The organism is Agrobacterium sp. LAD9 (genome assembly GCF_003031125.1).
GTDB lineage: Bacteria > Pseudomonadota > Alphaproteobacteria > Rhizobiales > Rhizobiaceae > Agrobacterium > Agrobacterium radiobacter.
Map to the genome: position 1 here is coordinate 76582 of NZ_PHGS01000029.1, position 13017 is coordinate 89598.

The 13017-nt window shown below is 58.6% G+C and carries 14 protein-coding genes and 1 tRNA gene; 9 read left to right on the plus strand and 6 right to left on the minus strand.

Annotated features, from left to right (window positions below; all coding sequences use genetic code 11):
- Window positions 1-208: 208 nt before the first annotated feature.
- Window positions 209-958, minus strand: a complete 750-nt coding sequence (locus tag DA915_RS26160; RefSeq protein ID WP_003508670.1) for an SDR family oxidoreductase — start codon at window positions 956-958, stop codon at window positions 209-211.
- Entirely contained in the window at window positions 955-1569 is a 615-nt protein-coding gene (locus tag DA915_RS26165) for a nucleoside 2-deoxyribosyltransferase (protein WP_162687296.1), read from the minus strand. Before DA915_RS26165 ends, DA915_RS26160 begins: the two co-directional genes overlap by 4 nt.
- Window positions 1570-1732: 163 nt before the next feature.
- On the opposite strand from DA915_RS26165, the gene DA915_RS26170 reads away from it, so the two are divergent.
- The 4 genes from DA915_RS26170 (at window position 1733) to DA915_RS26185 (ending at window position 5841) form a co-directional block, all read left to right on the plus strand.
- On the plus strand, window positions 1733-2359 hold the full coding sequence (locus DA915_RS26170) for a ribonuclease D (RefSeq protein ID WP_107677747.1): 627 nt from the start codon (window positions 1733-1735) through the stop codon (window positions 2357-2359).
- A gap of 83 nt (window positions 2360-2442) precedes the next feature.
- The gene (locus DA915_RS26175) at window positions 2443-3672 is read left to right on the plus strand and encodes a hypothetical protein (RefSeq protein ID WP_107677748.1); all 1230 of its coding nucleotides are present in this window, start codon (window positions 2443-2445) and stop codon (window positions 3670-3672) included.
- A 48-nt stretch (window positions 3673-3720) separates the two neighbouring features.
- Complete coding sequence (locus DA915_RS26180) at window positions 3721-4029, plus strand: hypothetical protein (protein ID WP_003508655.1); 309 nt, start codon at window positions 3721-3723, stop codon at window positions 4027-4029.
- 261 nt (window positions 4030-4290) lie between these two features.
- Window positions 4291-5841 (plus strand): hypothetical protein, encoded by a 1551-nt coding sequence (locus tag DA915_RS26185; RefSeq protein ID WP_107677749.1) that lies wholly within the window; start codon window positions 4291-4293, stop codon window positions 5839-5841.
- Window positions 5842-5937: 96 nt separating this feature from the next.
- On the opposite strand, the gene rpsA is transcribed toward DA915_RS26185, so the two are convergent.
- Window positions 5938-7638: a 30S ribosomal protein S1 gene (gene rpsA / locus DA915_RS26190; protein ID WP_020009998.1), complete on the minus strand. Its 1701-nt coding sequence runs from the start codon at window positions 7636-7638 to the stop codon at window positions 5938-5940.
- Window positions 7639-7789: 151 nt separating this feature from the next.
- Complete coding sequence (cmk, locus tag DA915_RS26195) at window positions 7790-8470, minus strand: (d)CMP kinase (RefSeq protein WP_003508652.1); 681 nt, start codon at window positions 8468-8470, stop codon at window positions 7790-7792.
- A 199-nt stretch (window positions 8471-8669) separates the two neighbouring features.
- Here cmk and DA915_RS26200 point away from each other — a divergent pair, with 199 nt between their 5' ends.
- The 4 genes from DA915_RS26200 (at window position 8670) to DA915_RS26215 (ending at window position 10718) form a co-directional block, all read left to right on the plus strand.
- The gene (locus tag DA915_RS26200; protein WP_003508651.1) at window positions 8670-9056 is read left to right on the plus strand and encodes a TIGR02300 family protein; all 387 of its coding nucleotides are present in this window, start codon (window positions 8670-8672) and stop codon (window positions 9054-9056) included.
- A 152-nt stretch (window positions 9057-9208) separates the two neighbouring features.
- A tRNA-Ala gene (locus tag DA915_RS26205) sits at window positions 9209-9284 on the plus strand.
- Between the two features lie 194 nt (window positions 9285-9478).
- Complete coding sequence (locus tag DA915_RS26210) at window positions 9479-10027, plus strand: Panacea domain-containing protein (protein ID WP_080867092.1); 549 nt, start codon at window positions 9479-9481, stop codon at window positions 10025-10027.
- Entirely contained in the window at window positions 10005-10718 is a 714-nt protein-coding gene (locus DA915_RS26215; protein ID WP_080867091.1) for a hypothetical protein, read from the plus strand. Before DA915_RS26210 ends, DA915_RS26215 begins: the two co-directional genes overlap by 23 nt.
- Before the next feature lie 239 nt (window positions 10719-10957).
- Here the strand turns inward: DA915_RS26215 and DA915_RS26220 are convergent, their stop codons facing one another.
- Together DA915_RS26220 and DA915_RS26225 are read right to left on the minus strand one after the other, a co-directional pair.
- On the minus strand, window positions 10958-11458 hold the full coding sequence (locus DA915_RS26220) for a hypothetical protein (protein WP_107677750.1): 501 nt from the start codon (window positions 11456-11458) through the stop codon (window positions 10958-10960).
- Window positions 11459-11530: 72 nt separating this feature from the next.
- Entirely contained in the window at window positions 11531-11905 is a 375-nt protein-coding gene (locus DA915_RS26225) for a PAS domain-containing protein (RefSeq protein ID WP_003508649.1), read from the minus strand.
- Window positions 11906-12112: 207 nt separating this feature from the next.
- Here DA915_RS26225 and DA915_RS26230 point away from each other — a divergent pair, with 207 nt between their 5' ends.
- Entirely contained in the window at window positions 12113-13015 is a 903-nt protein-coding gene (locus DA915_RS26230; RefSeq protein WP_087746389.1) for a hypothetical protein, read from the plus strand.
- The last annotated feature ends 2 nt before the right edge of the window (window positions 13016-13017 follow it).

Genomic DNA, 13017 nt, shown 5'->3' on the forward strand with positions numbered 1-13017 from the left:
AGGCTTCAAACTTGATCGGTGATTGGGAGGAGGAGTACCACCGATCCACATCGAGCGACACTGGGAGGAGGAGTGCGTCGCTTCGATGATTTGAATATAGCGGTATCGGCGATTTTTAACAGAGCAAGTCTCGCAATGCAGCATTGCATTTCTGCATAGCTCAAGAATTCCTGCCCGGTTTTTCAGCACTCCCCAAAATCGTGAGAAATCAGCTTTCCCGATAGACCTGGAAACCGGCAAAGGACTGGTTGACCGGCATCAGTTCGAGGCTGTTGATGTTGATATGTTTGGGCTGCGAGGCGACCCAGTGGATGGTGTTGGCAATATCGTCTGCCGTGATCGGATTGACGCCCTTATAGAGATTATCCGAGGCTTCCTGATTGCCGCCGGTGCGCACCAGCGTGAATTCCGTTTCGCACATGCCCGGTTCGATCGAGGTTACCCTGACGCCCTTGCCATGCAGGTCGGAACGCAGGCCGAGCGAGAATTGCCGCAGGAACGCTTTGGTGCCGCCATACACATTGCCGCCCAGATAGGGGTAGTGCGCAGCAACAGACGAAAGGTTGATAACAATACCCTTGCGCTCGATCAGCGTCGGCAGCAGATGGTGGGTGACGTTCAGGAGACCGGTGATGTTGGTGTCCACCATGGTCTGCCAGTCTTTCAAGGGTACCTGCGGCGCAGAAGCCGTGCCGAGTGCAAGACCGGCATTATTGACGAGAATGTCGATATCCCTGAATCCATCAGGTAAGCCGGCCAGCGCCTTTTTCGTCGCCTCTTCGTCGGTGATATCGAAGGCGACGCCATGAAAGGCGGAGCCGAGTTCAGCGGAAAGCGCCTCCAGCCGTTCCGCCCGCCGGCCCGTGCCGATGACCTTCCAGCCTTCCTTGACGAAGCGCTGCGCCGTGGCCTGTCCGAAACCGGATGTCGCGCCGGTGATGAGGATGGTTCCGCTCATGATGATGCCTCCACTGTATCAGTTCGTTCGGGGTCAATCGGTGTCAATAATTTTTCGGCCGCAGCTGCGAGACAGCGTCTATAGGCGTCCAGATCCGTATACAGAGCCGCTTCGGGCGCGTCGCCGACGATGATGATACCGCCGCGCCGCAAAATCCCGCCATGCAGCATGAGATTGTCGACCATGTCGAAATTCTCGATCGACAGCCCGTCAGGTCCGCGATAGCGGCCCGTTTCATCCAGGGTGGCAACGCCGCCATAATGCGCCTTGATACGGGCAAAGTGATTGGCGGCGATATTGGTATAGGCGAAAACCGGCTTGCCAAGCGCGCACATGAAGCCCAACTCGTAGCTCGTTCCCGTATCGGCGGCGATGCCGCGGAACGGCGTGAGATTAGCAATGATCGCATCGGCTTCCAGCATCATCTGTTCATCGACGGCATTGATGTTGCAGCCGTGGCCGATCCTGGTGTCCGCCGGCGGAATCTGCAGATCACCCGGCGAAAGCGGTATGAAACCGGCTTCCCGCGCCAGCGAGGCCTTGAGGTCGAGCATTTCACGCGCATTCGGGAGGAAGACTTCCGGGCCGGCGAGATAGATTTTCTTTGTCATCGGGAATTCATGCGATCTGTCAGGAAAGGATGTTCCGAACCTAACCCGGGCTGTTTCGCAAAGGCAAGCCGAAGGAGGACGGAAACGACCCATAAAACGGTATCGTCCAGACGCTCTTTCCGTTATAGCCGGTGCCATAAACAGGAAATTTCCGGAGCAAGACATGGCAGCCACCATCCGCTATCACGAAGGCGATATTTCCGCCGAAGATGCAGCCCGCTACACCGGTGCTATCGCCATCGACACGGAAACGCTGGGGCTGGTGCCGCGCCGCGACCGTCTCTGCGTCGTCCAGCTTTCGCCGGGCGACGGCACGGCTGACGTCATCCGCATCGCCGCCGGCCAGAGGCAAGCGCCGAACCTCGTCCGCATGCTGGCCGATCCCGCCCACCAGAAGATTTTTCACTATGGCCGTTTCGATATCGCCGTTCTGTTCCATACCTTCGGCGTGACGACCACAGCGGTCTTCTGCACCAAGATCGCCTCGCGGCTGACCCGCACCTACACGGACCGGCATGGTCTCAAGGACAATCTCAAGGAAATGCTGGAAGTCGACATCTCCAAGGCGCAGCAATCCTCCGACTGGGCGGCCCAGCCGCTGTCGCCCGCCCAGCTCGAATATGCCGCCTCCGACGTGCTCTATCTGCACGCACTGCGCGACAAGCTGACGGCGCGCCTCATCCGCGACGGCCGCCTCGACCATGCCGACGCCTGTTTCGCCTTCCTGCCGACCCGCGCGAAACTCGATCTCCTCGGCTGGGAAGAAACGGATATTTTCGCCCATAGCTGAGCCTTCAGCCGCTTCGTTTAAGCACTGATTTACCAGAATTGCCTATTCTCGGCCGCAACTTTGGGCGGCCGGGGACTTTGAAGATGATCACTCCGCTACAGCAGACGGCGGGCATTGCAGTCAGCGACCTCATGCGCTCGATGGTGGAAACCATCGAGGACCGCCAGCGTGAAGAGCAGGAAAAGGCGAACGGCACCCAAAAGGACGATGCGGTCAAGACCAACCCGCAGCCGGACGAAAGCCATCGCGCCGCCAATGAAAAGATAAGCGCCTATCTCTTCGGCATCATGAAACCGGACGCCGATGCTTTCGCCTCACTTGTTTCCCGCTTTTCCTCCGCCCTCGGCATCACACAGGAAGCCGACGAGTCGAGCTTTTCCTTCGCCAAAAGACTTCAGGATGCCCTGACGCTGACGGACAGTTTCGAAAAAACCGATGCGCAGGGAAAAGCCACGACAATTTCCCTGACCTCTTTCGGTGTTTCGGAGGGACAGGTCGTCGAGGTGCTGAATAATGGCGCCACCACCAAGACCGATCCCATGGCCGCCCTCGCCGCCCGCATCGCCAAGGGCGCCGGCCTGACGGGCAACGAAGATAATTTCGGCGATGAGATGTCGAAAGCCATCATGGCGATGCGCGCGACTTTGCCGAAAAATGTCAGTGAACTGGAAGAAACCACCGGCCTCAAGCAACTCGGAATCTCCGCCAGACAGATGATCGCCGCCATCGCCAACCCCTATGGCGACGAGGCGCGCGCCGTGAAAGGTGCGCTGGACACGCAGGCGCAGGGCACACGCTTCATGACGCGGGAGACCCTGAAAGTCATTCAGCGCCTCGAAGATGTCGCCGATCCCAAAACCAAGGAAGAGTTGCAGGCCGAACGCGGTAAGGAGCGCATTGGCGAAATCAACGATGCCGAAGTGAAGGCCGAGCGGGAAGAGGATATCCAGGCCCTCGATGCGCAGGGCAAGCTTGAAGACGTGCAGGAACTCCAGGACGTCGTGAAGGAGCATATCGATGCTTCCGGCGAGGAAAAGACGGTAGACGCCGATCCGCAGGCGTCAGCCGACATATCATCGGAAACCGCCCTGATCTCCGTGCTTGCGGCTGCGCCTGCTGATGAAGCCGAGCCGGCGAAGAACGAAGATGAACCTGCCGAGACAGACGCAGCCACCAATCCGGCCGATGCGGAAGACGACGCCGAAAAACTGCTCGATGCGCAGACACTTGTCGAAGAGACCCGCAATGCCATTCTGCCGGTCTCGATCGACGACAATGGCCTTTATGAACTGCTGAAGAAAAAGGCGGCATGATTGCCGCTTCCGAAAGTCACTTGAGCGAAACATGATGTGAGTTCAGACATGACCGATATTTCCGGCCTATCCGGCAGCGTCGTTTACGACAATGAGCCCAATGCGGCGCAGGCCCTGCTGTCCATGGCCGCCCCGCCGCTTGTTCCCGATGACGGGGCCTTCACCGCAGCCGGCGAAGAGGACAATCCCATCGCCCCCATTGAAATGCAGCCGGAGCGAAGCCTTCCCAAGGCAAGCTGGCTGGATGCGATGCCACCGGAGGCTTTTGAGGCCGCAACCAGCGACCCCGATCATATTTCCTCTGTCAATTCCGACGATAACGGCCTTTACCGCATGTTCATCGGCGTCTCACCCTGATTGCGCCCGCACAGGCAATTCTTTGGTTAGCCAAATCTTAATATCTGCAAGCCAAGATTGAACCAGATGATTCTGTATGCGCTGCAACCGACATTTGCGGCCAGAGGCGTATACGGCGCTCCCGCATGAGCGGGCGAGATGACACCTGTCCATCACCGGCGCGGCGATTTTTCAACATTTAAGCCAGATGCGGACCAGAGAGCCAATGGGGATTGGCCCTTTCGCAGCCAGCGGCGGTCACCGATAGAAACGGAGCGCAGCATGTTACCGCCTGTACCGAAAATTGCGGCAACCGATGCCGCCTATGGAACCACGGTCCCGCTGATACCGCGCGGGCAGGTGAAAGAGACCACACCGCCGCAACCGAGCAATCCCGTCCCTGAAAATAGCGGCAGTCTTTTTGCCCGGGCGGCAATCGCCTCCCTCACCAGCGAATTTCAGCTCTCCCGCAGCACCGCCGTTCTGGCGGAAGCGCTCGGCAAGCTGATGAACCTGCCGCGGCGGGATGGCGAAGCGATCCAGACCTATGTGACGCGACTGACAGAAGCGCTCCGCACCCTGCCGGCGCCACAACGTCTGGCGCTTGAACAGCAGGTCGGCAAAGCCCTGCAGGGCCTGACGCTTTCAATGCTCGCCGAAATCCTGAAACAGCCGACCGGGCCGGACGCTGCCCGCCTCGCGCTGCTGATCGAGCTCTCCCGTTACAAGGGAGCGGATCTGGCAGCAAAGGCGGTGGTCTCTTCCTATCAGCAAAACAATTCCTCCAATCCCACCCCCCTGCAATCGGCCCCGCCGAAACAACAGAACGCGCCGAGCCAGAATGCCGAAGGTCGCCCCTCTCCGGCCGTGACCGCACAGGCGGCAAATTCCTCGACCGCCAGCCGGCTTCTGCCTCTGCTCATCGGCCCGCTCGCCCTCAGTGGCGCAGCGGTGAAAGCCACGGTGGCGGCGCTAACCGCGCAGCTGGACCCTCGGCCCACGCTTTCCGCCCCGCCTGCCGATACACATGATACGCCGAGCAATGCCGTAAAGCCGGATGGAAGAGCCGAAAACACGGCACGTCCGCTTCCGCCTCAGACCGGCAACGTGACAAAGGAAGTGTCGGACGAAATCCGCCCGGCAAACCCGCCTCGCGCCGAAACCGGTGAAACGCGCCCTGCCCTGCCGCATCGAGAGATAACGAAGGCGGAGCAGAAAGAGCCCCGCACGGGCTTTAACCCACCGTCCGGTCCGCTCGCGGACGACGCCGAGACCATGAACACCCTGCTGCTTGCCGCCACGGCTGGCAAACTTCCTGCCAAGGCAGCCGGCACACAGCAGCCTCTGCCCGCGCCGCAAAGTGGCGCGCAGCAGCCCTCCGACGATCAGGCCGTGGAAAAACCCGCCCTCGCAACGGCCGCCGCCCGCCCCTCCGGCGAAGAAACGGAAACGGCGACCCATCGTCCCGAAACCCAGCTGCAGCCGCGGGCCACGCTGGACCCGGAAGCAAGAATGGCGATGCTGGAGCAATCGGCTTCGCAATCATTGATCGCCGCCGCCCTGGTAAAAGACGGCACGCCGCTGCCGCTCGTCGCCTATCCGCCGGCGGATGAGGACTATGAATCGGAAACCCCGCCGCGGGGAGGCGGTCCCTTTTCCGAGGATGAGGCGGAAGGTGAGGCCGAGACCGGGGCTGAAAATTCCGATGGTCAGGACGATACGGAAGAACGCATTGCTGCCAATGACACGACCGACGAGCGGGAAAGCACGCCTGCGGCGGCTTCCGACGACAGCGCGGAAAATTATTATCTCAAGATGAGCGGCATGCTCTGAGAAGAGCGCCGCTGCCCGCCCGCCGGCGCAACCTGAAAGCAACAAAAAACCCGCCGGAAAATTCCGGCGGGTTCTTCATTTCAAAGATCTTGGCGATTATTCGCCGCGGTTCTTCAGAGCCGCGCCGAGGATGTCGCCGAGCGAAGCGCCCGAGTCGGAAGAACCGAACTGTGCGACGGCTTCCTTCTCTTCAGCAATTTCCAGAGCCTTGATCGAAAGCATGACCTTGCGGTCCTTCTTCGAGAAGTTGACGACGCGGGCGTCGACAACCTGGCCAACGGAGAAGCGCTCAGGGCGCTGCTCGTCACGGTCACGGGAAAGGTCAGCGCGACGGATGAACGAGGTGAGGTCTTCGTGGTTGACGAGCTTCACTTCGATGCCGCCATCGTTGACGCCGATGACTTCAGCGGAAACGACTGCGTTCTTGCGCAGGTCGCCGGAAGAAGCGGCTTCGCCGACAGCATCCTTGCCGAGCTGCTTGATGCCGAGCGAGATGCGTTCCTTCTCGACGTCAACATCGAGAACGACGGCCTTGACCACGTCACCCTTGTTGAACTCTTCGATGACCTGCTCGCCCGGACGGTTCCAGTCGAGATCCGACAGGTGAACCATGCCGTCAACATCGCCTTCGAGGCCAATGAACAGGCCGAATTCGGTCTTGTTCTTGACTTCGCCTTCAACTTCAGTGCCGGCCGGATGGCTGTAGGCAAATGCCTGCCACGGGTTTTCCAGCGTCTGCTTGAGGCCGAGCGAGATACGGCGCTTGGACGGATCGACTTCGAGAACGACAACGTCGACTTCCTGGCTCGTGGACAGGATCTTGCCGGGATGTACGTTCTTCTTGGTCCAGGACATTTCGGAAATGTGGATCAGGCCTTCGATGCCCGGCTCCAGTTCAACGAATGCACCGTAGTCGGTGATGTTCGTGACCGTACCGGAGATCTTCTTGCCAACCGGGTACTTGGCGGAGATGCCATCCCACGGATCGGACTCGAGCTGCTTCATGCCGAGCGAGATACGGTGGGTTTCCTGGTTGATGCGGATGATCTGAACCTTGACCTGCTGGCCAATGTTGAGGATTTCCGAAGGATGGTTGACGCGGCGCCATGCCATGTCGGTAACGTGCAGCAGGCCGTCGATGCCGCCGAGGTCAACGAACGCACCGTAATCGGTGATGTTCTTGACGACGCCGTCAACAACCTGGCCTTCTTCGAGGTTCTGAACGATTTCAGAACGCTGCTCGGCGCGGGACTCTTCGAGAACCGTACGGCGCGAAACAACGATGTTGCCGCGACGCTTGTCCATCTTGAGGATTTCGAAGGGCTGCGGGTTGTGCATCAGCGGGGTAACGTCGCGGATCGGACGGATGTCGACCTGCGAACGCGGAAGGAAGGCAACAGCGCCGTCCAGATCGACGGTGAAACCACCCTTGACCTGGTTGAAGATAACGCCTTCGACGCGTTCGCCAGCTTCGAACTTGGCTTCGAGCTTGACCCAGCTTTCTTCGCGGCGAGCCTTCTCGCGCGACAGAACGGCTTCGCCGAGAGCGTTTTCGATGCGCTCGACGTAAACTTCGACTTCGTCGCCGACCTTCAGCGTGCCGTCCTTGGACTTCGCGCCGAATTCCTTCAACGGTACGCGGCCTTCAACCTTGAGGCCGACGTCGACGATGGCAACGTCCTTCTCGATTGCCGTTACGATACCCTTGGCAACATAGCCTTCGGCAAGATCGTTAGAGGCAAAGGATTCTTCGAGAAGCGCTGCGAAATCTTCGCGCGTGGGTGTAGATACTGACATGAAATCTCCTGATTGCATCCGCTTTAAGAGCGAATACAAAAGCGCCGGTGGGCTAGCGTTGTTGATACCCGAACCCATGCCCGCCTTTTCAAAAGGCTTTCCGGCGCAAGGACATGTCTTCAGGCAATTCCTGACTAAACGCGGACCGAATTCAAGCGGTTCCGCGAGAAACCTGTTTCTCCAGGGCGGCGTCGATGATCGTCCGCGCGGCCTGAAACGCCGCCTCTATACTCATTTCCGACGTATCTAGCAAGTGCGCGTCTTCAGCCGGCTTCAACGGGCTGTCGGCGCGGCCCATGTCGCGCTCGTCGCGTTTTTTCACCTCAGTGAAGATGGCATCATAATCGCCGCTGCCGCCATTGGCCAGAATTTCGTCGTAACGGCGTCGCGCCCGCACGTCGGCAGAGGCCGTGACGTAAAGTTTCACCGGCGCCTGCGGGCACACCACCGTGCCGATGTCGCGTCCGTCAAGCACCGTGCCCGGCTCCTTCAAGGCAAAACGCTGCTGCGCCTTGACGAGCGCGCGTCTCACCGGCGTCATCACCGCTATTTTGGACGCCGCCTCACCAATATCGTGCCGGGAAAGAACGGCGCGATCGAGCCCCGCAAGATCGACTTCCAGCGCCATCTTCTCGGCCACGGCCTCGTCATCGAGCGGCAGGCCGGCATCGAGAAGCGCCTTGGCGGTCGCCCTGTAGGTCAGCCCGGTATCGAGATGGTGGAAACCATAGGTCTCGGCGATCCTGCGTGATAGGGTTCCTTTGCCCGCCGCGGCCGGCCCGTCTATGGCGATCGTGAAGGTCATGAAGCTTTCCGCCTGTGCATCCGTCATTGATATAATAGAGTGTGTCATGCCTCCCTATTTATATCAGCATCCCCGCATAGGGGTTGCGCCGAGGCAGGCGGCACCCGAAGTTTGTCTTTGACACGAAAGAGCGCAACGATTAAGGGGACCGGCTATAAATTTTACCGTCTATGCCGGTTTTACGGCGTACACACCGAAACTCATCCGACAATTTGAGGCTTAGACAGTGGCAAAAGCGGAACTTGGTACCAAGCGCACAGACCCCGATACCGGCAAGAAGTTCTACGATCTGAACCGCGACCCGGTCGTTTCTCCCTACACCGGCAAGTCCTGGCCGCTCTCCTTCTTCGAGGAAAGCACCGCCCAGGCCAAGATGGAGCAGGCTGAAGAAGAGGAAGTGGCGGAAGTCGATACCGAAAACACGGAAGTCGAACTCGTCTCACTGGAAGATGCCGACGGCGACAACAGCGGCGACGAAATCCCTGATCTGGGTGACGACGATGACGTCGAAATCGACGACGATGACGACACCTTCCTCGAAACCGACGACGAAGATGACGACGACGACATGTCCGGCATCATCGGCGTATCGGGCGACGACGAAGAAGCTTGATTTTACTCGATAATTCGGCCCGACGACAAAAAAATGACGCCGGGCCGTTTTTTATGCTTGCACTCGTCGGAAAGCCGCAGTAGTAAGCCGCCACCGAACGGAACAACAACCGCTTCGGTTCCCGGAACCGGAAGAAATGCCGGAACCCTTATGGGGCTATAGCTCAGCTGGGAGAGCGCTTGCATGGCATGCAAGAGGTCAGCGGTTCGATCCCGCTTAGCTCCACCAATCACTTTCACGTACTAGAACCATCAAGGGTTTCAAAGCCGTAAGGTCGTGAGCACTTTAGGTGCGTCCCAGATTAGTACCCAAACTGCGTACCCAATTTTGTTGTCCTTCACTGTATCTTTTTGCTCCTTGATGGGCGAGAATCCTTCCGGTACCCAGCACGCACTTGATGACGGAGATTCGAGCGTAATGCCATGAGCGCGGGATACGATCCTAGAGCAGTAGCAAACTTGATGCTGGACGAGGCCGACAGGCTCAGCGTGAAGATAACCAATCTCGCGCTTCAAAAGCTGCTCTACTTTGCGCATGGCATCCACCTTGTTCAAACCAAGGAGCCGTTAGTCTCCGGCTACTTCGAAGCGTGGCAATATGGCCCCGTACATCCTTCAGCCTACAAAGCTTTCAAGAGGGCTGGCTCCGAGGCCATCACTTTTAGGGCCGAAGGACAGGACCCATTGACGGGCGCACCCCGCGATATTGAGACACCATCGGACCCAAGATTGATCTCTCTGATGTCGCAGGTAATCAACTCCTACGGCAAGATGTCTCCGGGGCGGCTGGTTGATCTGTCCCACGCAAAGGACTCGCCTTGGTCGTACGTGGTGGACAAAGCGCGAACAGAAGTTGCGTTCGGCCTTAGAATCTCCGATACTGTGATCTTAGAGCGATTCCGGCACCACAAGGTATCGGTTGGACTCAGGCCCGCATCTGGAGAACCGAGTGACGACACCCCTTTTGCATGACACCGACTTAGCGCGGATAGCGCCGCTCCCCGATGACATGAAGCGGTCGCAGTTAATGCAGATGAAGGGCGGGTTCTCAACGTTCTCCTACAAGCCTGTAAGCACATGCTACCCCGATATTTTCAATGTGCAGTCTGGAATGTTTGGCGCATCTCCCGCGACTCCATGGAAGCAAGTTCAGGCACAGGTTATCCGAGCATCCCGCCTTGGCGACGAACAGCGAAACAATCTTCAGGTAGCGAAAGCTCTTTATGAGTTTGCTTCCAACGCTGGGGTCATAGCAAGGAGACACGACTTTTTCCCCATGCACATTGGCGTTGGCAAGAAGGTGAGCTTTTGGCTTCCCATGGTGCTCGCCGTTGATGGACAACCGCACGCGATCTTCATTGATCCACGCAGAAATAAAGGGCTCACAGAGCTTGGCCGCAAGTTTGCATTCTCAATGATGCATGAGCGTATCCGTGCTGCCGATGTTGACTTCGCGGACATCAAGCTGGGCATTATCAGATTCCAAGACGGCGATGACGATGAGAGGTCCGTCCGCTTTTATCGTGACGACGGCATAGGGCTTTTCTCGTTGGATCAACTTGAAAGCATGGTAGCCGCCACCTATCGCATCTGGCAGGAAGTCTACGAAGAACGTACTATCGAGACGCGGCGGAAGGCGAGCGGTACTGGCGGGCTCTTCTAAGGCCGGGCTACAGTCAAGGTAGCCACGTGCATTTGCTTCAACCCGAACCATGCAAAGGTGCCCCTAGTTGGACGCTTTTATTGCGCAGAATCTGAATTTTTCAAATGTTTTAGCGGTATTCGGCGTGGTTCTCGCCTTCTACTTCTACTTCAAATGTCTCGTGAATCAACACTCCAGAGGCAACGCGGCGGATATCAGTATGGCGGGCATGACGGATAGCCAGCGGGCTGAATTGGTGCCTATTGCAGCAGCGCCCGCACATCCTGCCCGTTGATACGGCACTCTAGGGAACCCGGCGCACTCACCTCCTCCACCACACGACATTCGAGATATCTGCCGCGCAGCCGGTTCTCCAGCGCCTTGAAGGCGTTGAGGCCGCAGGCGTAACGGCGGCCGTCGGGGCCGGTGCAGACGCGGTTGCGTTCGACCTCCTCCACGCCGGCGAGGCGGAATTCCTGGCCCTTGAAGGTAAAGCGGTTGCTGGAAATCACACGCAGGCGCTGGTCCGCATGCATTTTCAGCGGATAAAGATCTGGCGGCGTCGGAATGCGCTCGTAATTTTGGCTACGGGGATCGACCCGCACCGGCGAGGTGGTCCACAGCAGTTCCGTATTGGCGGCAAGGCCCGCCGGTGCGGAGGTCGCCTCGCCATTGACGAGCGAGGCGATGCGGATGCCGGCTATGCCGAGGCCTATGGCAAGGACGATCTGAAACAGCAAAATTGCGATCTGCCTGACCATGTCACCGCAACATCAAAACAATGAACGACATAAAATAAATCGGCTGTCTTTACGAAAGAGACCGGCCGCATATCACATCAATAAAACCTTGCACGCACTGACATCCCGCACGGTGCCCATGGCCATGATCGGGAGCTGGTCGCTATCCAGGATCACCCGTCCGGTTGTCCGCAACCAGCGGAAACCGCCGGATTTGAGCTGAATGCGATATTCCTGATCATAGAACACGCCATTTGTCAGCGAATTATAAACCGCCTTGGCGACGCGTGCGCGCGAGCCGCTTTCGATCTGCGCGATGAAATCTTCGACCGGAATGCCGCAGGCGGCTTTTTCCGGCGAGAATTCGCGCAGGCGGGCCGCCACGGCATCGAGATAGATCAGGTTCTGCCCGATGTTCCAGGTATAATAACCCACAAGTGTCTCTTCGAGCGATATGTTCTCCAACATCGGCCTTCTACCGTCTGAAATGCTTGTGCGGGTCTGTAACATACCAGACGATAGACGGCTAACCACAAGAATTCATCCTTTTGTCTGATGAGACGCGGTTTTGTGGGCGGCGGATTATCGACAGCCCATTTCGGCCGCCATGTTGGCGAACCAACCTTCCTGTGCCAAAGAAGGTTGAACCTAAAGCCAACGACCAGAGGAGCCGCCGTGACCATCGGGCTTGCCCATGCCGAACTCATCGCCGTCGTCACCGCCATCACCACGGATGAGCCGCGGGTCATGACCGTTCGGGAAGGCGCAGCACTTCCGTCGGGGCCGTTCGAATTCGGGCACAGAACGCTCCAGAGCGGGTTGCGGGAATGGATCCATGAACAGACCCACCACCCCGTCGGTTATCTCGAACAGCTCTACACCTTCGCCGATCGCGACCGCAACAACGACATTTTGGGCGGCAGAACCATCTCCATCGGTTATCTCGGGCTGGTTCGCGAGCAGGAAGCCTCAGGCGGTAAACGCGCCCTCTGGCACGGCTGGTACGAATATTTCCCCTGGGAAGACCATCGCCAGGGACGCCCTGGGGTTTTGGACAGCATCATCGACAGGCTGCGTGCCTGGGCGGATTCCGATCCCGCCTGCAAAAGCCAGCGCCATTTGCGGGCGGACTTCACCTTCGGCCTAGATGGCGGCGGCTGGAACGAGGAACTGACCCTGCAGCGCTATGAGCTGCTGTATGAAGCCGGGCTGGTCGAGGAAGCGCAGGGCGATCCGCGGGTCAATTTCGGCAGGCCGATGTTTGCCGATCACCGCCGCATTCTCGCCACCGGCATCGCGCGATTGAGGGCCAAGATCAAATACCGGCCGGTGGTGTTCGAATTGATGCCCGACGCCTTCACGCTCCTGCAGCTGCAGCGCGCTATCGAGGCGCTGGCCGGGCTGACGCTGCACAAGCAGAATTTCCGCCGGCTGATTGAACAGCAGCAGCTGGTGGAAGAAACCGGCGACATGGCGACCGAAACCGGCGGCCGCCCGGCAAAGCTTTTCCGCTTCCGCCAGACCGTTCTCGATGAACGCGCCCTCTCAGGTACAAAACTGCCCCTCTCCCGCAATTGACA